We start from the raw sequence: 22,835 nt of genomic DNA on the forward strand, positions 1-22,835 counted from the left end.
ATAAGATATGAAAAAAGAAATGTTATATGAAGGAAAAGCAAAAAAAATATATGCAACAGATAAAGAAAATGAGGTTATAGTTTATTATAAAGATGATGCAACAGCATTTAATGGAGAAAAAAAAGGTTCAATAGAAGATAAAGGACAGTTTAATAACGATATAACATCAATAATATTTAAAATGTTAGAGGAAAATGGAATTAAAACTCACTTTATTGAAAAATTAAACGATAGAGAGCAACTTTGCAAAAAGGTTTCTATAGTTCCACTTGAAGTAATAGTTAGAAATGTAGCAGCTGGAAGTATGGCAAAAAGATTAGGAATAGAAGAAGGAACTCCTCTTAAGACTACAGTATTTGAAATATCTTATAAAAATGATGAATTAGGAGATCCGTTAATAAATGATTATCATGCAGTAGCAATTGGAGCTACAACTTTTGAAGAACTTCAAGAAATTTATGCAATGACAGATAAAATAAATGAATTATTAAAGAAATTCTTTGCAAGTGTTAATATAAATCTTATAGATTTTAAAATAGAATTCGGTAAAACAGATGATGGAAAAATAGTTTTAGCAGATGAAATATCACCAGATACTTGTAGATTCTGGGACGCAACAACTAATGAAAAACTAGATAAAGATAGATTTAGAAGAGATTTAGGAAATGTTAGAGGGGCTTATCAAGAGATATTAAGTAGAATGAGCTCAAGATAAAATTTTTAAAAACAAAATGGGTATTGAAATTTAGAGAAAATTAGATAAAAATTTAGATTGTAGAGGTAGATAAGGTTATGTATGATGCTATAAATGACAAGCTTAAAGAGGAATGTGGAGTGTTTGGTATTTATTCAAAGGATAAAACATTAGATGTTGCAAGTTACACATATTATGGACTTTATGCTCTTCAACATAGAGGACAAGAAAGTGCAGGTATTACGGTTTCTAATGGGTTTATAATGGAAACTCACAAAAATCTTGGTTTATTAACAGAGGCTTTTTGCAAAGATGATTTAAATAAATTAAAAGAGAGTCTTAGAGTATCTCATGAAGAATTAGAAAAACAAGATACAGAAGTATTAGGAAATATAAGTATAGGTCATGTTAGATATTCCACAACAGGTTCAACTAAAATCGAAAATTGTCAGCCGTTAGTTAGTAGATCAAAGCTTGGTTCAATAGCCATAGCCCATAACGGAAATTTAGTAAATGCTGATATTATAAGAGAACTTTTAGAAGATTCAGGATCTGTATTTCATACTACGATAGATTCAGAAGTTATAATAAATTTAATAGCTAGAAATGCTAAAAAAGGCATTAAAACTGCAGTATTTAATGCAACTCAGGCTATAAGAGGTTCTTTTGCTTTGGTTATAATGGCGGAAGGAAAACTAATTGGAATTAGAGATCCACACGGTATAAGACCACTTTGTTTAGGACACATTGATGGAAATTATATTTTAGCTTCTGAAAGTTGTGCATTAGACACAATAGGGGCTGAATTTATACGCGATATAGAGCCAGGTGAAATAGTTGTAATAGATGAAAATGGAATAGATAGCATTAAATATTCTGAAAAAACACAATGTGAAACCTGTTCCTTTGAGTATATTTATTTTGCAAGACCAGATAGTGTAATGGATGGAATAAATGTTCATGAATTTAGAGTGAAATCTGGAGAAATGCTTTATAAACAAAGTCCCGTTGAAGCCGATATTGTGGTTGGAGTTCCAGATTCAGGTCTTGCTTGTGCAATAGGTTATTCAAATGTTTCAGGAATACCTTTTGATCCAGGATTTGTTAAAAATAGATATGTAGGTAGAACATTTATAACGCCTAATCAAGAAATGAGAGAAAGAGCAGTATCTGTTAAGTTAAATCCTTTAAAAGCAAATGTTAAGGGAAAAAGAGTTATTTTAATTGATGATTCAATAGTTCGTGGAACTACATCAAAGCATTTAGTTGAATCATTAAGACGAGCTGGAGCTAAAGAAGTACATTTTAGAGTAGCTTCGCCAGCTGTTAAAAATCCATGTTACTTTGGAATAGATACATCTTATAGGAGTGAACTTATTGGAGCTAATAATTCGCAAGAAGATATAAGAGAAATGATTGGGGCAGATTCTTTAGATTATTTATCTATGGAGAATTTACTTAAAGCTTTAGGGGAAGATAAAGGGTTTTGTCTAGGTTGCTTCAATGGAGTATATCCAGTGTCAACACCAATTGAAACAGACAAAAATCACTTAGAAAGGTAGGAAAAAATTATGGCTATAACTTATAAAGACGCAGGAGTTAATATAGAGGAAGGATATAGATCAGTTGAACTTATTAAGGAATATGCAAAGAGGACTTTAAATAGTTATGTGCTTGGAGGTATAGGAAGTTTTGGTTCTATGATTGAAATACCAGAAGGGTATAAAAAACCAGTTTTAGTTTCAGGAACAGATGGAGTTGGAACAAAACTTGAAATAGCGTTTAAGACAAAAAAGTATGACACAGTAGGCATTGACTGCGTGGCAATGTGTGTTAATGATATATTATGTCATGGTGCAAAGCCATTATTTTTCTTAGATTATATAGCTTGTGGGAAATTAGAAGCTAATGTATCTTCGGATTTAGTTAAGGGTGTTTCAGATGGGTGTTTAGAATCTAATTGTGCCTTAGTTGGTGGAGAAACTGCTGAAATGCCAGGGTTTTATAAGGATGGAGAGTATGATATAGCAGGATTTGCTCTTGGGATTGTTGATAAGGAAAATATTATAGATGGAAGCAAAGTTGAAGATGGAAATATACTTATAGGACTTAAGTCTTCAGGAATACATTCAAATGGATATTCTTTAGTGAGAAAAATATTTACTGATTTAGAGGAAGATTTTTATGGAGATGTTGTTTGGAAAACACTTTTAACACCAACTAGAATATATGTAAAGCCAATTTTATCTCTTATGAAGGATGTTGATATAAAAGCTATGGCACATATAACAGGTGGTGGATTTATAGAGAATATACCAAGAATGTTTGGTGGAAGAAGTTTTACAGCAGTAATTGATAAATCTTCTTATGAAATTCCAAATATATTTAAGAGAATAATGGAAAAAGGTGTAGAAGAAGATCATATGTATAATACTTTTAATATGGGGATAGGATTTGTTATTGCAGTATCTAAAGAGGACGCTCAAAAAACTATGGAAAAATTAAAATCCTTAGGAGAAGAACCAGTATTATTAGGACATGTAATATCTGGAGGTGAAGGAGTTTGTTTAAAATAGCAGTTCTTATATCAGGTGGTGGAAGCAATTTATTATCTATAATAAATCAAATAGAAGAAGGAAATATAAATGCAAAAATACATTGTGTTATAAGTGATAGGGAGTCGGCTAAAGGATTATTAAAAGCAAAGGAAAAAGGTATTGATACATTTGTTATAAGTAAAAAAAAGTATGGAAGTAAAACATCTGAAAAAATATTAGAACTTTTAAGGGAAAAGGTGGATTTAATAGTTCTTGCAGGATATCTTTCAATATTAGATGGAGAAATATTAAAGGAGTTTAAAAATAAAATAATAAATATTCATCCATCATTAATACCTAGTTTTTCAGGGAATGGTATGTATGGTATAAAGGTTCATGAGGCTGCAATTAAGAAGGGTGTTAAATTTTCAGGGTGTACAGTACACTTTGTAAATGAAGAGGTTGATGGTGGAGCCATTATAAATCAGGCTTTAGTACCTGTGTATTTTGAGGATACTGCGAAAACTTTACAAGAGAGGATTTTGATAGAGGAACATAAGATACTTCCTGAAGTTATAAAAGCATTTAGTTTAAATAAGATAAAATTAGAAAATGGAAAGGTGAAGATTTTGCTATGATAAAAAGAGCTTTAATAAGTGTTTATGATAAAAGTGGAATATTAGAACTTGTTAAATTTTTAAGAAAGAATAATGTTGAAATAATATCAACTGGTGGAACATTTAAATATCTTAAAGAAAACAATATTGAAGTTACAGAAATAAGTGAAATTACAGGTTCATGTGAGATGTTAGATGGAAGAGTTAAAACGCTTCATCCAATTATTCATGGTGGAATTTTAGCTATGAGAGATAACAAAGAACATATGGAGACTTTAAGAGAGAGAAACATAGAAACTATTGATATGGTGGTTGTTAATCTTTATCCATTTTTTGAAAAAGTTAAAGAGGATTTATCTTTTGAAGAAAAAGTTGAATTTATAGATATAGGTGGGCCAACAATGTTAAGGGCTGCGGCTAAAAATTTTAAGGATGTTGTGGTTTTAAGCAATGTTTTAGATTATAAAAGGGTTATAAATGAAATAGAGGAAAATTACGATGTTTCATTAAAAACAAGAAAAGTTTTAGCAGGAAAAGTATTTAATCTTATGAGTGCTTATGATGCAGCCATATCAAACTTTTTATTACAAGAGGAAGAAGAATATCCAGAATATTTATCAGTATCTTATAAAAAATTACAATCTTTAAGATATGGTGAAAATCCACATCAAAGTGCTGTTTATTATGGTTCTTGTGAAACTAAAGGTGCTATGAATAGCTTTAAAGTTTTAAATGGCAAAGAATTATCTTATAATAACATAAAAGATGTTGATATAGCTTGGAAAGTTGCTTGTGAGTTTGATGATGAAATAGCATGTTGTGCATTAAAACATAATACTCCTTGTGGAGTAGCCATAGGTGATACTGTTTTAGACGCATATAAGAAAGCTTATGAATGTGATAGTGTATCAATTTTTGGTGGAATAGTTGCAGTAAATAGAACAATTGATGAAGATACTGCTAAGGAAATGAGCAAAATATTCTTAGAAGTTATAATTGCGCCAAATTATACTGAAGAAGCTTTAGAAATTTTGAAATCTAAAAAGAATTTGAGGGTTTTAGAATGCAAAGTTAAGCCATCAAATAAAAATTATATGGTGTCAGTAGATGGAGGAATATTAGTTCAAGAAGAAGATAAAAAATTAATTGATGAATTAAATGTTGTAACTAAGAAGAAACCGACAGATGACGAAATAAAAGATATGTTGTTTGCTATGAAAGTTGTAAAATATGTAAAATCAAATGCTATAGTTGTTGCAAAGGATAATATGGCAATTGGAATAGGCGGTGGACAAGTTAACAGAATATGGGCAGCTTGTGAAGCGCTAGAGAGAGGAAAAGGAGCAACAGTTTTAGCATCAGATGCATTTTTCCCATTTAGAGATGTTGTAGAAGAATGTGCTAAATATAATATAAAGGCAATAATTCAACCAGGTGGTTCTATTCGTGATGATGAGTCAATACAAGAGTGTGACAAGCATGATATAGGAATGGTTATGACTGGAATTAGACATTTTAAGCACTAAAACAAGAAATATTAATTTAAAAATTTAAAAGCGGTTAGATTATTTTAGCCGCTTTATATATTGTATATGAGAAAAGGGGAAATGAATTTGAAGATATTATTAATAGGTTCAGGTGGAAGAGAGCATTGTATAGCTAAAAAACTTAAAGAAAACAAGAGAGTGAAAAAAATATTTTGCGCTCCTGGAAATGGTGGAACAGCACTAGAAGATAAATGTGAAAATATAAATTTTTTGGTTAGTGATATAGAAGGATTATTAAATTTTGCGAAGGAAAATAATATTGATTTAACAATAGTAGGACCAGAAGATCCTTTAATAAATGGAATATCAGATAGATTTACAGAGGAAGGGTTAAAAATATTTGGTCCTAAAAGATTTGGTGCCATGCTTGAAGGAAGTAAGTGTTTTTCTAAAGATTTTATGAGAAAATATGGTGTTAAGACTGCTAAATACGAAAATTTTACTGAATATGATAAAGCTTTAGAATATTTAAAAGAGCAGGAATTTCCGATAGTTATAAAAGCAGATGGATTAGCATTAGGTAAAGGTGTTTATATATGTGAAAATTTAGAACAAGGGGAAGAGGCACTAAAAGATATAATGGTTAATGATATATTTAAAGGTGCAGGAAGTAGCATTGTGATTGAAGAGTTTTTAGATGGTGTTGAGGCGTCTATTTTGTCTGTAACGGATGGAAAAACAATAAAACCATTTATATCGGCAAAGGATCATAAGCAAGTATTTGATGGTGGAAAAGGACCAAATACAGGAGGTATGGGAGTTTTAGCACCAAATCCTTATGTTACAGAAGATGTTTTAGAAGAGTTTAAGGAAACAATAATGAATAAAACACTTTTAGGTATTCAAGAAGAAGGCTTTGATTTTAAAGGAGTTATATTCTTTGGGATAATGATAACTAAAAAGGGGACATATCTTTTAGAATACAATGTAAGGTTTGGTGATCCTGAAACGCAATCAGTTTTACCTCTTATGGAAAATGACTTTTTAGAACTTTTAGAGAGTACATTGGATGGAAGTTTAAGTGACTTTAATCTTTCGTGGAAGAATGGATATGTGTGTAATGTGGTGTTAGCATCTAAAGGATATCCAGGGGTTTATGAAAAAGGATATGAAATAACAATAAACTCCAATGTTAAAGATAAAGTAATAATTGCAGGGGCTACTTTAAAAGACAATGTTTTGGTAACATCAGGAGGAAGAGTACTGTCTTTATTAGGATATGGATTAGATAGATATGAAGCTATAAAAAATGCTTACGATATTTTAGATAAGGTTAATTTTAGTGGTAAATATTGCAGATTAGATATAGGAAAATAAATTTATTTGTAAGAGATTGTAAAATATTTAAGATAGGTAGAGATTTTTAATCTTTATGTTTATTTTAATATTTATATACAATCTCTTATTAATTAATAAATATTATTAATTAGCATGTACAATATCTTAAAAAAATGTTATAATAAAAATAATTTCATATAGGAGGGCATAAATATGAAGAGATTTGGGGTTAATAGTTTTACAACTGACACTGTTGTGGATAGTATTTTAGAGATGGAAGAAAGACATAAAAATAGAACAGAAATTGAGAATGATAAAAGTCTTACAGAAAAAATATTAGATATAATGCTAGATACATATATAAGAAGATTTAATGAGAGAAGAATAGAAGTAATGGCTCATTATAAAGTTATACTTATGCATTTTAAAGAAGATGTTAGGTTCTCTGATAACGATATAGATATTAGACTTGCTATTAAAAAGTTTGATAAGTCTTTAAGAAAACAAATAAAAGTTACAGATAATGATTTAAAGTGGTCAAGTATTGATGAAACTGTTGGAAAAATCATAAAAGAGTTTCGTGAAACATCAATTATGAGAGATGAATTGTACATAAAGGTAGTGGAGAAGTATGATTACTTTAAAAACACTATTTTACAAAATAGAGAACGAGTTTTAGAAAATTTAGAAGCATCATGTAAAGAACTTTTGTTAACTGAAAAAGGTAGAATGTTTGAAGACGAAATAAAAGAAGCTCATGATCTTTGTAAAGAAATGCTTTTAGATGATAAAATATTTAAGGCTGAATAAAAAAATAATCCAAAGGAGAAGATACTCTCTTTTGGATTATTTTTGTAAGATAAAATATAAATCTATTTGATTTTGCTCCAGTATTCTTTTAAAGAATTTTCGTATTTATTATCGCATGGGGTATAATAAGTAGTTCCTTTTAAATTATCTGGCATATAATCTTGTTTTACATAATGATTTGGATAATCATGGGGATATTTATATCCTGTAATTCCAAGTTTTTTAGATCCTTCATAGTGACAATTTCTTAGGTGATTTAATACAGGCCCTATATCTTTTTTTTCAATATCGTTAAATGCTTTAGAAATTGCAACATAAGCACTATTTGATTTTGGACTTGTGCTAAGTAAGATTACAGCATGGGCTAAGATAATTTTAGCTTCTGGCATACCTACCATTTTAGCTGCATTTATTAAAGAAAAAAAACTAGAGTACATATTTCCCATGGCAAGACCACAATCTTCTGATGCTATAACCAAAAGCCTCCTTATTATATCGTCAAAATGTCCAGTTTTTAATAAAATGCTTAAAGCTAAAATAGATGCATCCGTATCACTACCTCTTATGGATTTTTGAAGCATACTTATATAATCATAATATTTTGATTCATCCATGAAAAAGCTTTCTGTGTTTAGTTCTAAAACAGAAGTTAAATCTATATGAATGTTGTGTTTAAGATTAGATTTAATTAAAACATCTAAAATATTTATAGCTTTTCTTAAATCACCTTTTGATAAGATAGAGATTTTTTTTAGTGCATCTATATCATAACTTATATTTAAACTTTCTTGTTCGTTTAAAGAATTTATAGTATTTTTTAAACCCAAAAAAATGTCATCAGAATTTAGAGGTTTAAACTCAAATATTAAACATCTGCTAATTAGTGCACTATATACAGAAAAATATGGATTTTCAGTTGTGCTTGCAATTAAAGTTATTTGTCCATTTTCTATATAACTTAGAAGGCTTTGTTGTTGGCGCTTGTTAAAATTTTGAATCTCATCTAAATATAAAACAACACCATTATAACCATAAAGATTGTCTAAATTTTTAGTTATATCTTCAATATCTTTTAATGACGCTGTGGTTGCGTTTAATTTAAAGAGTTTTTTGTCAGTTTGATTTACTATAATGTTAGAGATTGTTGTTTTACCAACTCCTGATGGACCAAAGAAAATCATATTAGGTATTTCTTTTTTTTCTATGATACGTCTTAAAATCTTATTATTTCCGATTAAATGTTTTTGCCCAACTACATTATCTAATGTTTTAGGTCTTATTTTATCTGCTAATGGTCTCATTTGCTTACCTCATTACTTTTTATATTTAATTATGTAAATTATAAATATTAAATAAAAAAAATTCAATTAGCTTTTATTAAATTGCAGTAATGATAGAAAAATAAAATATTGACAAGCATTTAGTATTATAATATAATTATATTGTTGTTTTCGGGGTGTGGCGCAGATGGGAGCGCGCGTGGTTTGGGACCATGAGGTCGCAGGTTCGATCCCTGTCACCCCGACCAAAATGTTTAAAGAAGTTGCTCTAAGTTTTGAGTAACTTCTTTTATTTTTAAATTTATTTTAAGGAGAAATAAGATGGAAAATAAATTACCTAAAGAATATATAGAAAAAATTACTAAGGCATCAAGCTATTTTATATTTAGAAATGGCCCTATAAAAGAACTTTTAGATAATAAAAAGGTATCACAAGAGGATGTTAAAAATATTCAAATATATATGGAAAATCATTTAGCTTACCTTTATACTATTCTTTTAGAAGAAAATAATTTGCAAAAGTTTGATTTGATAGTGCAAACGATGAGTAAGTTTTATGTAAATGATGATTATAAAGTTATTTTAGAAGATGGTGGATTTGATAATTTTTATAACAAACTTTTCCCAAAACAAAAATAATCCCTTAATTTTCAGATATAATAACAATTAATATAAAATTAACACAATATTTATTATGAAAATATAATATATTATGATGATAAATATGGAGGTTTTTATATGAAAATAAGTGGAGATGCTGGTCATAATTGTTCCCCTGATACTGGGGCTGTTGGGTACAAAAAAGAAGATGTTTTAACTAAAGAAGTATGGACATTGGTTCAATCAAAATTAAAATCTATTGGAATTGAAACTGTGGATTGTACACCTTATAATAAAACTTTTTCAACTGTGACTCAATCACTATCATATAGGGTTAATAGAGCTAATGCAAGTAATTCTAATTTGCACCTTTGTATTCATTTTAATGCTGGAGGTGGTCACGGTGTTGAGTGCTATATAGTAGGTAGAGGTGGCAAAGCTGAAACTTATGCTAAGAATATTTGTAAGGAAATATCTAACTTAGGATATACAAATAGAGGGGTTAAAGTTTCTAATTTATATGTTCCTAAATACACTACTATGAGCTGTGTGCTTATAGAATGTGCTTTTATAGATTCTAAGGAAGATATGGAAAGATACAATGGTAATTCTATGGCAAATGCAATAGTTAAAGCAGTAACTGGAGTGGATGTTAGTGGAAATAGTTCATCTGATAATAGTAATGAAGACAATTCTAATACAGAAAGTAATAGTGTATCTTTAGTAACTAATGCGACAGTTAAAAATGATTGGTTGTATATAAGAGATTCTAATGGAAATATATTAAGTGGTCAAATTGCAGTAGGCACTAAAATTAGGGTTTTAGATGTATCGTACAGTAAATAATTAGCTTTAATTCAATATATATCTAATAATAAGATAAATAGCGCTTATGTGACAAATGCTACTAATTGTATAATATATGATTATTCTAAGCAATGGAAAAATGGATCAACTACAGAAATCGTATATGAGACATCAAGTTGTAGTAATTCTATTGGAAGCATTGACCCATATGAAAAAGCGACACCACTTTATAGAGAAAATGGAGTTTTGCATGTTGTATATGATACTGATAAAGGGGAAAAAACTAAAAGCGGTTATGTAAAATATAATGATGGTTTTACAGCATTTTAATTATTAGAAAAAATGGGGTAATTTTCTTTGAATAAAACTTTATATTATATGGACTTGGTAAAGAAAGTTATCCTTAAAAATTTTATTAATTTTTTAATTATGGTGATAAAATAATAATACTGTTGTATAATTATTTAGGTGTAAATACAAAACTAATAAAATAACATAAAAAGTTAAATATTTAATAATATAGGAGGTGGCTAAAATTAAAGCGTTTATTTTAGTATTTATAAATTGTATAATGCTTGTTTTAGGAGAGGTTTGGTGGAAAATAGGATTAACTCAGCAACCTTTAAATGGCTTTAATGTTAGCGATTTTATAAAGGTAATTTTAAATAAATACATAATAGCTGGGATGCTTATATATGTAGCAGCTACAGTATTTTGGTTTTATATATTGGAAGCGAATGATTTCAATAAAGTCTACCCTATGCAGAGTATGTGTTATATAATATCTTTGTTTTTAGGATATTGGATATTGAAAGAGCCTTTAACAATAAGGTCTATAATTGGCTCTATTGTTATAGTAATAGGTGTATTTATATTAGCATTTAAGTTTTAGTAAAAAAATAGAGATTAAAAATTTTAATCTCTATTTTTTCATTTTGTTTAATAAGTAAAGTATATAATGTCATATACATATAATAATATGTAAATAATATTAGGAGTAGTAGATGAAAACTAAAAAGGCAACAATTAATTGTATATTTTGGATATCTATAGCTATAATCTTTAATATACTTACTTATTATTTAAGGGGAACGGATTTAGCTTTAAAGTTTTTAGGTGGATATTTAATAGAGCTAAGTTTAAGTGTGGATAATTTATTTCTTTTTCTAATGATTTTTTCAAGTTTTAACGTAGACGAAGAAGCTGAAATGAAAGTGTTAGACTATGGAATATTTGTAGCTATGATTCTTAGAATGATTTTTATATTTTTAGGTGTTACAATAGTTAATAAATTTCATGGTGTTTTATATGTTTTTGGAATTATATTAATAATTAGCGCGATAAAAATGTTATTTAATAAAGAAAAACCTAAAGATTTAAAAAGTAATCTATTTATAAGAATGCTTGGAAAAATAATTCCATTTACTGATAACTTTCAAGGTAATAAGTTTTTTGTAAGAAGAGGAAAAAAACTTATGGCAACACCTCTTTTAGCTGTATTAATAATAATAGAGGTATCTGATATATTTTTTGCAATAGATTCAATTCCGGCTATATTTTCCATAACAACAGACCCGTTTACTGTATATGTATCAAATATATGTGCAATAATATGTTTAAGAAGCATGTATTTTATGTTATCTAGACTGAGCAAAAGATTTAAGTATATGAAATTTGGTGTAATTTTAATACTAATATTTACTGGAATAAAGTTGAGTATACTATATTTTGGAATAGAAATATCAGTTGTTACATCAATTCTTGTAATATTAATACTTCTTCTATCTAGTATATTAGCTTCATTTATATTTCCATAAAAATATTTAGTCTTTTTAAATAATTAAAAATTTTTTATATAATGTTCACTATATTAAATATTATTGTTATAATTAAAATATCATGATTTTAATTATAAGAAAGAGGGCTTTAACATGTTAAAGGAAATATTAAAAAAAGATGAAATAGCGGCTATGAAGGCTAGGGATAAAGCTAAAGTATCAATATTAAGGTTAGTAAATGCTGATGTTAAGGCATTTGAAGTAAATGAAAGACAAGATATACCAGATTCAGAGGCTATAAAGATAATAGAAAAAAACATAAAACAATTAAAAGAAGCTTTATCTTATGCTGAACAATTAAATGATGAAGAGAAAATTGCAGAATGTAAATTTGGTATTGAAGTTTTAACACCATATCTTCCAGCACAGCTTAGTGAAGAAGAGGTTACTTCTATGATAAAAGAAATCATAGCAAATGGTAACTATACAAAGAGTGATATGGGCAAAATAATGAAAGAAATAATGCCTAAAATAGCAGGACAGTTTGATAGATCAAAGGTTAACCCAATAGTTAAGAGTATTTTAGGTTAAAGTTTTAGGGAAGTCTGCTTTTAGATTTCCCTAAAATTATTTTGGAGGTTTTTTATGTATATTGCTTTTGGAAATAGGGTTTTAGATAGTAAAGATTTTAAAGAAATAATAGAAATGAATTCTCAATTTAAAGTTATAAAAGATATGAGTAAAGGGTCAAAAAGAGAAGATATAATAGCTTTTAATTTAAAAATAGATGTTGATATCTTAAAAGAAATGCTAAAAAACGATTTTAAAGATTTAAATACAGAAGAAGTTATAGACGAATTATGGTGTTTGGCAGATGAAGTTGGAGCAGATTTGAAAAAATTTATGCCAGATGATTCGTATTTTGATATTAGAGCATATAAGTTAGATGAATCACTAAATGCTATAAATTTAATAATGGCGGTTTGTCATGAAGAATTAGGAAAAAGAAAACTTAAAGATATTATGAATAGACTTTTAACTCAGGTTGAATAAAATTAATGCTAGCTAAATTTTAGCTAGCATTAATTTTTAGATTTTGTTAAAGAAATCAATTATAATTTTTTTATCAAGTGAATCTATTTGCAAATCTTCTACATCTGATTTTGAAATCCATTCAGTTCTTATAACATCTTTATGACAAGTTAGTTGTTCTTTTATATGTCCTGTATAAGATTGTAAGACAGTTCCATTTTCTAGTTCGTATTGGTTAAAAGGTTGTAAATTAAATATGTTACATTTTAAATCTTTATCAACAGCTTTAGTTATACATTTTTCTTCAGTTTCTTTGCCTTTTAATTCTTTTCCAAATAAAATCCAAGGAATGTTGTGTTCATTTTTTAATTTACCTTTTTTACAAATAAGAATGTTATTAAAATCATCATATATTATTATAGAACATTTTGAAATATTACTCATTTTGACATAATCCCCCTAATAAATATTACTTTTTTATGCACCTTAATTTAGTAACTTTAATTTAACATAATAATATTTTTTTATTTAATATTAAAAAAATTGTAACATAATTTCCTAAAAATTAAAATGAATTAAAATACATATATTTAATAAACTGGTTAAACTGAATAAAAAAAATTAAAAATTAAATTAGAATTTAAATTTTTTTCTATATTTTTTATAAAATTTTAAAATTAATCTAATAATTACTATAAAGATTCGTTATTTTTTATCATAAATTTAAATTAATTTATTGTGAAAATTATTTTAAGTATATAAAAAATAGTAATTATCTTAACAAAATTATTATATACTTTTATTACAATCAATAATATAAAATAATTAAAGGATTAATATGTTTAATTTAAAAAATTATATAATAAATCAAATTATAAATTTAAAAATTGTTAAGGATGAAGAGGGAAAATTGGTTTTAAAAAATTCTAAACTTTTAGAAATATTGAACCAAAATAAAGATTATGAATTTTTAATAATTAAGGCTTTAATGCTAAATAAGAATGTAGAAAATGTAATTTTCTATTATGATGATAAAACAATTGAAATTAATTATAATAAAGATAACACAAAAGGAGAAATTATAAAAAATTGGGCTAATGTAGTTTTATCCACTATTTTAGATGACTTTGATGTTATAAAAAATGCTTTAGAAAATAAACAATATATGAGTGAAATGGAAGATTATATAGAGTGTAAGTTAATAGATAAACTCAATGAATTTTAGAATTGGTTAATTTTATTGAATGAAAATTCATAGTATTGTATAATATTAAAGAAATATAAATTAATTATTGTGTTAGCGGAAACTTTCTGCTTTATGAATAATATTTAAATAAATATATAAAAAATATGGATTTTATATAAAATTTATTGTACAATTTAATCAAATATAAAAATATTATTAATGGAAAATAATTTAATGAAAATTTAAGAATTTTAATGTAAGATTTATATAATAGAGTTAAGTTAGTTAAAGTGATAATAAACTTTAGGAGGAAATTTTATGGCTATGCTTGTAAAGATGAAAGAACTTTTGGGATTTGATAATTTTGAAGAAGAATATGAAGACGATGTAGAGGTTATAGGAGAAGATTCAAGAATGGATTTAGAGCATACAAGACATGAAGATTATTCTTATGATATAAAACAAGAGTTAAAGAAATTAGAAGAAGAAAAAAATAAAGAAGAGCATTCTGCAAATTTGATAAATATTCATAACTCTGATAGTAAAATGAAAATAAAAATAGCAAAGCCTTCATCATATGAAGATGCTGCAGAAATATGTGATGCCCTTAAAAATAAACAAATAGTTTTAATAAACACAAAAAGTTTGTCAACTAAGATTGCTCAAAGATTAATAGATTTTGTAAGCGGTACATGTTATGCATTAGAAGGTGATTTTCAAGAAATAGAAAAAGGGGTTTTTGTTGTAACTCCATTAAATGTTGAATCAAGAGAAGAAGAAAAACCACAGAAACAAGATTTAGGAATTACGGGAATATTAAGCTGGACGAAGTAATGTATTTAAATATTTTCTTTGAAATAAAAGGTAAAATTAATTTACCTTTTATTTTTTTGTTTTAATTTATTAATTTAATATAATAAACTATTATTTTCTTTATATTTAAATTAATAGTGGGTTAAAACATAGATAATTAAAAGTAAATTATGTTATAATATACATAAAATGATAAAAGGTGGTATAAAAGTAGTGAAAAAAAAGTGGTGGCATAATTCAGTTGTATATCAAATATATCCTAAAAGTTTTTGTGATAGTAATAATGATGGCATAGGAGATTTAAATGGAATAATATCTAAATTAGATTATTTAAAAAATTTAGGTATAGATGTTATATGGTTGTCTCCTGTTTATAAATCACCTAATGATGATAACGGGTATGATATAAGTGATTATTACGATATTATGGATGAGTTTGGAACAATGGAAGATATGGATAGACTATTAAAAGAGGCTAATAATAGAAATATCAAAATACTTATGGATTTAGTTGTAAATCATACTTCATCAGAGCACAAATGGTTTAAAGAAGCTATAAAAAATAAAGATAGCAAATATAGAGATTATTATATATTTAGAAAACCTTTAGATGGAGATGTTCCAAATGGATTAGAGTCATGTTTTGGAGGCAGTGCTTGGGAAATAGATGAGACAAGCAATGAATATTATTTACATCTGTTTAGCAAAAAGCAGCCTGATTTAAATTGGGAAAACCCAAATATGAGAAAAGAAATTTATAACATGATGAATTTTTGGATAAACAAAGGGATTGCTGGTTTTAGGATGGATGTTATTGACCTTATTGGAAAAGATATAGATAAAGAAATAACAGGAAATGGACCAAAGCTTCACACTCTTATAAAAGAAATGAATAGAGAAACATTTGGAGATAAAAATTTATTAACAGTAGGAGAAACATGGGGAGTAACTCCTGATATTGCTAAACTGTATAGTAATCCTAATGGAGATGAACTTAGCATGGTATTTCAATTTGAACATATAGGATTAGATGAGATAAAAGGAAAAAGTAAATGGGATTTAGCTAACTTAGATTTTGTAGAATTAAAAAAAGTTTTTTCTAAATGGCAAGCAGAACTTGAAGGGTGTGGATGGAATAGTTTGTTTTGGAATAATCATGACCTTCCACGTATAGTTTCAAGATGGGGGAATGATAAAGGAGAATATAGAAAGTTGTCTGCTAAAATGTTGGCTACAATTCTTCATATGCAAAAAGGAACTCCATATATATATCAAGGTGAAGAAATAGGTATGACTAATGTAAAATTTGATTCTATAGAGGACTATAAAGATATAGAAACTTTAAATATGTATAAGGAAAGAATAGATAAGGGGTATGACAGAAATGACATAATGAATTCAATCTATGTAAAGAGTAGAGATAATGCGAGAACACCTATGCAATGGTCTAAGGAACAAAATGGAGGATTCACTAAAGGTATTCCATGGATTAGAGTAAATGAAAATTATAAGGATATAAATGTGGATGAGGCATTAAGGGACAAAGATTCTGTTTTTTATCATTATAAAGCTTTAATAAATTTAAGAAAAGAAAATGATGTAATAATTTATGGAACTTATAACTGTATAGATATAAATCATAAAGCTATATATTCATATGTTAGGGAATTAAATGGCATTAAATTCTTAGTTGTGGCAAACTTTTATGATAAAATTGAAAAATTTATTCTTCCACAAAATATACATTATGATAAATGTCAATTGATTTTAAGCAATTATAAAGATTCTAATAATATTCCAAATGAAATAGTATTAAGACCTTATGAAGCGTTAATATATAAACTTATTTAGAAATATAATTTTAAATAAGATAGTTTTAAAATAAATATTAAATAATTATAAATAAATTTTTATCACAATATATTGTAATATAAGAAAACTTAAAATATAAATATATTGTGTTTTTTTATGCATTTATTTAATTGACAATTTTATTATGTCATTATAAACTAATTATTATATTATTTAACAATTTATTAAGTATAATTTATAGAAAGGAATTTTATGAAAAAATATCAACTTAGCAAAACATCTATTTTAAGATGGATGTTTTTAAGGACGTTATTGTTTATAGCTTTATATATAATGTTTTTTGATATTTTAAATATTCATAAAACTTTATTTTTAAAAAAAATTAATATATTTTTTATATATAGTATTTTTTATGTTATTTATGTTTTTATCTTACCAGTAGTTAAATATTTGAGCTGGTCATATTATGCAGATGAAAATTTTATAGAATTAAGATATGGGGTTATTTATAGAAAAATAGTATGTGTTCCGATAAATAGAATAAAATATATTGATCTTATTCAAGATCCAATTTCAAGAATTTTAAGAATAAAGACTATAAGGATATATACAGCAAGAGGAAAATTAACGATTCCATCTATAAATTATAAAGAATGTACAAAAATATGGAATTTGGCGAGGAATAATAGTTTTATGAGGTAGCATATGTGTTTGCAAAAAAATCACTGGTTTATGATTTTTATAACATATTTTTCTATATTAAAGAAAGTATGGCCATATATTATATTTATTACGTTGCAATTTGAAGGATATATGATAATAACGTTAATAATTATATTGCTTATATTGCTTTTTTTTAGTTTTTTACGATGGATAAATACGAAAATAGTCATTACAAATAGTGATCTTATTTATAGAGAAGGGACTTTTTTTAAAAATGAAATAATAATTCCAATTCAAAATATATCTTTAATAGAACTTGAGAGAAATTGGTTTTATAAAATATTAAAACTTAGAAAATTTAAGGTTGATAATTTATCTTCAAGTAAAGGCAATCAAATATATATGATATTAAAGGTTAAGGAATTAAATTATTTGTACAATAACTTAAGTTTTAGAATAAAAAATATTATAAGTAAAGATAGCTTAAATATAAATAAATATTTAGGATATAAAATTTCAGCAATGCATTTAATTTTATTGTCAATGCTTAGGAGTAATATAATACTTGGAATTGGTGTTTTAATATCTTTTATAAACTTGATTGGTAAAATAAATAAGCAAATACAAGGTGAAATAAAACAAATATTAATAGACTTTTTAACTGAAAATATAGATTTAAAAGGAACATACCTTGCTATATTATTATCTATTTTATTTGTTATAACAATATTGCTTTTAGTGGTTTTAGTATTTTCAATTTTAGCAACTTTAATCAAATATTATAAATTTATAATATTTAGAAAAAAAAATTATTTAAGAGTTGAATATGGTCTTTTTAATAGAAAAAATTACTCTATTCCAACTGAAAATATCCATGCATTGAAAGTGGAACAAAATATATTATGTCAAATTTTTAATTTATATACTATAAAATGTTCTGTAGTTGGATATGGAGACGAGGTTAAAGAGGATGAGGTTATATTTCCTATGTGTGGGGAGGATCTTTTAAATGACATATTAATTCATATAATTCCTGAATTTTATTTTCAAGGGAATATATATAGGACAGACAAAAAAAATATAATGAGGTTTTTCAATATGCCAGTTTTTATTGCAAGTTTAATATCGGTTATAGCATTTTTGTATTCTAATGATCTTATATTAGTTTCAATAATTATACCAATAGTTGTATTAAATAGGTTTTTGGTTTTAAAAAATAATGAAGTTGGCGTAAGTGATACATTGTTTTATATAAGTTATAAAGGTTTTGGTAGAACAAAATTATATATAAGAAAAAGTAGTACAGAAGAGATATGGTCTATTGCAAATCCATTCCAAAGAAGAAAAAATATTTGCAATATTAAATTTAAATATTATTCACAAAAAAGACAAGATATTAAGTCAGTTAAAAATTTAGATTCATCTATTTACAATCTATTAAAAAACAGTTTTGTTTTAGAAAAATTTAATTAATATTTATAAAGTATATTAATAAGTTTAGTTTTATACCAATGAAGATTTAATTATTTTTATTATAATCATTAAAAAATTTATAAGATTAAGGGGTAAATTTAATGTATAATATAAGTATACTTAAGATAAGATTTGGGGGTTGTAAATAGATGAAAGTAGGGTTAGTATTAGCAGGTGGTGGAGGAAAGGGAGCTTATCAACTAGGAGTTTGGAAAGCGCTAAAGCAATTTGGTATAGATAAATATATAAAAATTTTTTCTGGAACTTCAGTAGGTGCTATAAATGCAGTTCTTTTTGCTCAAAACGACTTGAGAAAAGCTGAAGCAATGTGGAATGAAGTAGACATGGAAACATTAATCCCTTTAAATAAAATGGAACTTATAAAAAAAGGTATACAGCTTGCCATAGGAGCTAAAGGGTTGAAATATATAAAAAAATATAACATGGGTAGAGTTATAGAAAATGGAGATGTTTCAACAGATGGATTTATGAAGTTTTTAGATAAGTATATAGATATTAACAAGATTAAAGCTAGAGGGGTTACATGTTACGCTTCGTGTACAGAAATGCCAGATTTTAATGTTAAATATTTTAAAATAAATAATTATGAAGATAGTGTAGCTAAAAATATAATATTAGGTTCTGCATCTCTTCCACTTATCTATAAGAGTTCTGTAATTGATGGAAAGAGATACTTAGATGGTGGTATGGTTGATAATGTACCAATAAAGCCAGTTTATGATGCTGGGTGTGATATTATAATAGTTGTCCCATTGTCTAAAAGTGTGTACATAGATAAAAAGAAGTTTCCAAATGCGATAATAATAGAGATTAGTCCAACTAAACTAAATGAAGGAGTAATAGATGGAGTTTTAAATTTAGATTTGGAAGCTAAAAGAAAGAGAATAAATGCTGGTTATTTAGATGCTATAAATGCATTGGGTTCTGTATTATATCTTAAAAATTTTAATAGAATTAATAATATAAGGGATAGGCATTATAAAATAACTGATAATCTAAGGAATTTACTGAAAATAACAAATAAGCGTAATAGGAGACCTATTAGAAGGTAATATAATATCATTAAATTTTAGAAAGGGATTTGACATTTAATAAAAAATTGTCAAAAGTAGATAATATGAATAAAACGTTAATTTTAGCTGAAAAACCTAGTGTGGCTAGAGAGATAGCTAGGGTACTAAAGTGTAAAAATAATAAAGGGTCTTACATAGAGGGTGAAAGATATATAGTAACTTGGGCTTTAGGGCATTTAGTAAGTCTTGCAGATCCTGAGGAATATGATAAAAAATATAAAACTTGGAGTTTTGAAAACCTTCCTATGATACCTAAAACTACAAAGTTTATTGTTCTTAAAAAAACATCTAAACAATTTTATGAGGTAAAAAAACTTTTAAATAGTGATAAGGTTTCAGATATAGTAATAGCTACAGATGCAGGGCGTGAGGGAGAACTTGTTGCAAGATTAATTATAGAAAAATCAAATGTAAAAAAGCCAATGAAAAGACTTTGGATTTCATCTCAAACAGATAAGGCTATAATTGAAGGATTTAAAAATTTAAAAGATGCTTCAAGATATAATAATTTATATAAAGCTGCATTATGTAGAGCAGAGGCTGATTGGTTAGTTGGTCTTAATGCAACTCGTGCTTTAACTTGTAAGTATAATGCTCAATTGTCAGCTGGAAGAGTTCAATCACCAACACTTGCAATGATAGTTTCACGAGAAGAGGAAATAAATTCTTTTAAACCAAAGCCATATTACACTATTAAAGTAAAAGCTAATGGATTTTATTTAGATTGGATTAATAAGGATAATAATAAAAGTATCTTTAATGAAGAATTTGCTAATAAAATAAAAAATAAAATTTACAAAAAAGATGGAATTATAGTAGATATAAAGGAAACTCATAAAAAAACATTTTCACCGCTTCTTTATGATTTAACGGAGCTTCAAAAAGATGCTAATAGAATATGGGGATATTCTGCTAAGCAAACATTATCAATAATGCAAAGATTATATGAGAATCATAAAGCTTTAACATATCCAAGAACTGATTCAAGATATATATCAAAAGATATAGTAGAAACTCTAAAGGATAGATTACAAGCTATAAACACAGGAAGTTATAGAATTATAGCATCTGAAATATTAAAAAATAAAGTAAATACCAATAAGAATTTTGTAGATGATTCAAAAGTGTCTGACCATCACGCTATAATACCTACTGAGGAGAAAGCTAATGTATTAAACTTAAATACTGAAGAAAGGCATATTTATGATTTAGTTGTTAAAAGGTTTTTAAGTGTTATGTTAAAACCTTTTGAATATATACAAACAGATATAATAGTTGATATAGACGGAGAAAGATTTAAGGCTAGTGGAAAAGTTGTCAAAAATAAAGGATGGAAAGTCGTTTATGATAAAAATGATTTAGAAGATTCTTTAGAGGATGACAATCAAATTTTACCTAAATTAAATAAAGGAGATAAAATATCTGTTTTAGATATACAATTAAATTGTCTAAAAACAAAAGCGCCAAGCAGATTTAATGAAGGAACTTTATTAAAGGCTATGGAAAATCCTCAAAAATATATAAATATTAATAGTAGAGAGTATGCTAAAACATTAGGTGAAACAGGTGGACTTGGAACTGTTGCCACAAGGGCAGATATAATAGATAAGCTGTTTAATTCTTATGTTATAGAGAAGAAAGGCAGAGAAATATATCCAACATCTAAAGGAAAACAGCTTATACAGCTTGTTCCAAGAGATTTAAAGTCACCTCTTTTAACAGCTAAATGGGAAAAAGATTTAGAAGATATAAGTAAAGGAAAATTAAGCTCTAAAGAATTTATAAATTCAATGAGAGATTATTCAAAGGATTTAGTTTTAGAAATTAAAAAAAGTAGTGAAAATTTTATCCATGATAATAAGACAGGGAATAAATGTCCAAATTGCGGAAAATATTTATTAGAGGTAAAGGGCAAAAATGGAACGGTAATGAATGTATGTCAAGATAGAAGTTGCGGTTTTAAAGAGGTAGTAAGTCGCATTACAAATGCTAGATGTCCAGAGTGTAAAAAGAAGTTAGAACTTAGAGGTCATGGAAATTCGAAGATATATGTATGTACCGGAACTAATTGTAATTTTAGAGAAAAGGAATCACAGTTTAAGAAGAGATTTGAAAATAATGATAAGGTTAATAAAAGAGAAGTCAATAAAATAATGCAAAAGATGAAGAAAGAGGCTAGTGAGAATATAAATAATCCTTTTGCAAATCTTATGGACATGTTTAATCAAAAATAAGAGCATTTAATGCTCTTATTTTTTTATTGTTTTTTTCTTTTTATAATTTTTCTTTTTAGATGATGTCTTTTTTTTGAAAGATGTTGTAATTATATCTGTTATTGTATGAAGCCCAGATCCAATAAATAGAGCTAAAAAAATATTTAAAAATATTTTATCATTACTTAAAATGAATTTAATATTTTCTTTTATTATGCTTGGAGGAGAAATTTTAATAATAGAAAATGAATAAAGTAGTGAAAAAATTATAATAAACATTGAATATAGATACAGTATTCTAATTAAAGGACCTAAAATAAATCCATGGCTAAATATACTTCGATGTTTAAAAAATCTTTGATAGGGAATCCAAATAAATTTAACTTTTCCCCATCTTTTAAATTCATTGCTTTTTATATCTAAATCTCCTGAAAACATATATCCACCAAATATATATGAGGCAACGCCAATTAAAGTTAAAAATATAGCTCCATTTTTACCAAAAAAACTTATGTCTAAAAGTAAAAATATTATTGCAACTAATGGTGAAAATATAAGAGTTATTTTATCGTGAGTTTTCCCAGATGCCAAAATTTGTACT

At 26.4% G+C, this 22,835-nt stretch carries 24 protein-coding genes and 1 tRNA gene; 22 read left to right on the forward strand and 3 right to left on the reverse strand.

Annotation, left to right across the window (positions count from 1 at the left end):
• Nucleotides 1-7 precede the first annotated feature (7 nt).
• The 7 genes from purC to DR020_RS10580 all read left to right on the forward strand — a co-directional run bounded on the left by purC (nt 8) and on the right by DR020_RS10580 (nt 7,483).
• Nucleotides 8-715, forward strand: a complete 708-nt coding sequence (gene purC, locus DR020_RS10550; RefSeq protein ID WP_055257617.1) for a phosphoribosylaminoimidazolesuccinocarboxamide synthase — start codon at nt 8-10, stop codon at nt 713-715.
• Nucleotides 716-792: 77 nt separating this feature from the next.
• On the forward strand, nt 793-2,256 hold the full coding sequence (gene purF, locus DR020_RS10555) for an amidophosphoribosyltransferase (RefSeq protein ID WP_082663295.1): 1,464 nt from the start codon (nt 793-795) through the stop codon (nt 2,254-2,256).
• A 9-nt stretch (nt 2,257-2,265) separates the two neighbouring features.
• Nucleotides 2,266-3,270: a phosphoribosylformylglycinamidine cyclo-ligase gene (gene purM / locus DR020_RS10560; RefSeq protein WP_112365924.1), complete on the forward strand. Its 1,005-nt coding sequence runs from the start codon at nt 2,266-2,268 to the stop codon at nt 3,268-3,270.
• Nucleotides 3,258-3,869, forward strand: a complete 612-nt coding sequence (gene purN / locus DR020_RS10565; protein WP_058991618.1) for a phosphoribosylglycinamide formyltransferase — start codon at nt 3,258-3,260, stop codon at nt 3,867-3,869. The genes purM and purN overlap by 13 nt, the downstream gene beginning before the upstream one ends.
• Nucleotides 3,866-5,374 carry a bifunctional phosphoribosylaminoimidazolecarboxamide formyltransferase/IMP cyclohydrolase gene (gene purH / locus DR020_RS10570; protein ID WP_055257609.1) on the forward strand — a complete coding sequence of 503 codons (1,509 nt, stop codon included), beginning with the start codon at nt 3,866-3,868 and terminating at the stop codon, nt 5,372-5,374. Before purN ends, purH begins: the two co-directional genes overlap by 4 nt.
• Nucleotides 5,375-5,461: 87 nt before the next feature.
• Nucleotides 5,462-6,712, forward strand: a complete 1,251-nt coding sequence (gene purD / locus DR020_RS10575) for a phosphoribosylamine--glycine ligase (RefSeq protein ID WP_055257607.1) — start codon at nt 5,462-5,464, stop codon at nt 6,710-6,712.
• A gap of 174 nt (nt 6,713-6,886) precedes the next feature.
• Nucleotides 6,887-7,483, forward strand: a complete 597-nt coding sequence (locus DR020_RS10580) for a hypothetical protein (RefSeq protein ID WP_055257605.1) — start codon at nt 6,887-6,889, stop codon at nt 7,481-7,483.
• Nucleotides 7,484-7,545: 62 nt separating this feature from the next.
• Here the strand turns inward: DR020_RS10580 and DR020_RS10585 are convergent, their stop codons facing one another.
• On the reverse strand, nt 7,546-8,784 hold the full coding sequence (locus DR020_RS10585; protein WP_112365925.1) for a replication-associated recombination protein A: 1,239 nt from the start codon (nt 8,782-8,784) through the stop codon (nt 7,546-7,548).
• A 151-nt stretch (nt 8,785-8,935) separates the two neighbouring features.
• Between DR020_RS10585 and DR020_RS10590 the strand changes: the two genes are divergently transcribed.
• The 8 genes from DR020_RS10590 (at nt 8,936) to DR020_RS10625 (ending at nt 13,001) form a co-directional block, all read left to right on the forward strand.
• Nucleotides 8,936-9,011: transfer RNA gene (locus DR020_RS10590), tRNA-Pro, on the forward strand.
• Between the two features lie 73 nt (nt 9,012-9,084).
• Nucleotides 9,085-9,402 (forward strand): hypothetical protein, encoded by a 318-nt coding sequence (locus tag DR020_RS10595; RefSeq protein ID WP_055257601.1) that lies wholly within the window; start codon nt 9,085-9,087, stop codon nt 9,400-9,402.
• Between the two features lie 99 nt (nt 9,403-9,501).
• A complete protein-coding gene (locus DR020_RS10600) occupies nt 9,502-10,209 on the forward strand; it encodes an N-acetylmuramoyl-L-alanine amidase (RefSeq protein WP_112365926.1) in 708 nt (235 codons plus the stop codon).
• Nucleotides 10,210-10,257: 48 nt separating this feature from the next.
• Complete coding sequence (locus DR020_RS10605) at nt 10,258-10,500, forward strand: hypothetical protein (protein ID WP_112365927.1); 243 nt, start codon at nt 10,258-10,260, stop codon at nt 10,498-10,500.
• A 196-nt stretch (nt 10,501-10,696) separates the two neighbouring features.
• Nucleotides 10,697-11,062: an EamA family transporter gene (locus DR020_RS10610; protein ID WP_055257597.1), complete on the forward strand. Its 366-nt coding sequence runs from the start codon at nt 10,697-10,699 to the stop codon at nt 11,060-11,062.
• Between the two features lie 112 nt (nt 11,063-11,174).
• The gene (locus DR020_RS10615; RefSeq protein ID WP_055257595.1) at nt 11,175-11,987 is read left to right on the forward strand and encodes a TerC/Alx family metal homeostasis membrane protein; all 813 of its coding nucleotides are present in this window, start codon (nt 11,175-11,177) and stop codon (nt 11,985-11,987) included.
• Nucleotides 11,988-12,101: 114 nt separating this feature from the next.
• The gene (locus DR020_RS10620) at nt 12,102-12,539 is read left to right on the forward strand and encodes a GatB/YqeY domain-containing protein (RefSeq protein ID WP_112365928.1); all 438 of its coding nucleotides are present in this window, start codon (nt 12,102-12,104) and stop codon (nt 12,537-12,539) included.
• A 54-nt stretch (nt 12,540-12,593) separates the two neighbouring features.
• Entirely contained in the window at nt 12,594-13,001 is a 408-nt protein-coding gene (locus DR020_RS10625; RefSeq protein ID WP_112365929.1) for a hypothetical protein, read from the forward strand.
• Nucleotides 13,002-13,037: 36 nt separating this feature from the next.
• On the opposite strand, the gene DR020_RS10630 is transcribed toward DR020_RS10625, so the two are convergent.
• Nucleotides 13,038-13,424: a hypothetical protein gene (locus tag DR020_RS10630; RefSeq protein ID WP_055257590.1), complete on the reverse strand. Its 387-nt coding sequence runs from the start codon at nt 13,422-13,424 to the stop codon at nt 13,038-13,040.
• 394 nt (nt 13,425-13,818) lie between these two features.
• Between DR020_RS10630 and DR020_RS10635 the strand changes: the two genes are divergently transcribed.
• From DR020_RS10635 to DR020_RS10665, 7 genes are all read left to right on the forward strand, one after another.
• Nucleotides 13,819-14,205, forward strand: coding sequence for a hypothetical protein (locus DR020_RS10635; protein ID WP_055257588.1), 387 nt, complete (start codon nt 13,819-13,821; stop codon nt 14,203-14,205).
• A gap of 279 nt (nt 14,206-14,484) precedes the next feature.
• Nucleotides 14,485-15,000: a cell division protein SepF gene (locus tag DR020_RS10640; protein WP_055257586.1), complete on the forward strand. Its 516-nt coding sequence runs from the start codon at nt 14,485-14,487 to the stop codon at nt 14,998-15,000.
• 192 nt (nt 15,001-15,192) lie between these two features.
• Nucleotides 15,193-16,830 carry a glycoside hydrolase family 13 protein gene (locus DR020_RS10645; protein WP_112365930.1) on the forward strand — a complete coding sequence of 546 codons (1,638 nt, stop codon included), beginning with the start codon at nt 15,193-15,195 and terminating at the stop codon, nt 16,828-16,830.
• Between the two features lie 213 nt (nt 16,831-17,043).
• Nucleotides 17,044-17,493 carry a PH domain-containing protein gene (locus DR020_RS10650; protein ID WP_112365931.1) on the forward strand — a complete coding sequence of 150 codons (450 nt, stop codon included), beginning with the start codon at nt 17,044-17,046 and terminating at the stop codon, nt 17,491-17,493.
• Between the two features lie 30 nt (nt 17,494-17,523).
• Nucleotides 17,524-18,927 (forward strand): PH domain-containing protein, encoded by a 1,404-nt coding sequence (locus DR020_RS10655; protein ID WP_235865694.1) that lies wholly within the window; start codon nt 17,524-17,526, stop codon nt 18,925-18,927.
• A gap of 149 nt (nt 18,928-19,076) precedes the next feature.
• On the forward strand, nt 19,077-20,000 hold the full coding sequence (locus tag DR020_RS10660) for a patatin-like phospholipase family protein (protein WP_055257577.1): 924 nt from the start codon (nt 19,077-19,079) through the stop codon (nt 19,998-20,000).
• 65 nt (nt 20,001-20,065) lie between these two features.
• Nucleotides 20,066-22,255, forward strand: a complete 2,190-nt coding sequence (locus tag DR020_RS10665) for a DNA topoisomerase III (RefSeq protein WP_112365994.1) — start codon at nt 20,066-20,068, stop codon at nt 22,253-22,255.
• Between the two features lie 15 nt (nt 22,256-22,270).
• On the opposite strand, the gene DR020_RS10670 is transcribed toward DR020_RS10665, so the two are convergent.
• Nucleotides 22,271-22,825, reverse strand: a complete 555-nt coding sequence (locus DR020_RS10670; RefSeq protein WP_112365933.1) for a metal-binding protein — start codon at nt 22,823-22,825, stop codon at nt 22,271-22,273.
• Nucleotides 22,826-22,835: the final 10 nt, after the last annotated feature.

It is taken from the genome of Sarcina ventriculi (assembly GCF_900456775.1).
In the GTDB taxonomy this organism is placed as follows: Bacteria; Bacillota; Clostridia; order Clostridiales; family Clostridiaceae; genus Sarcina; species Sarcina ventriculi.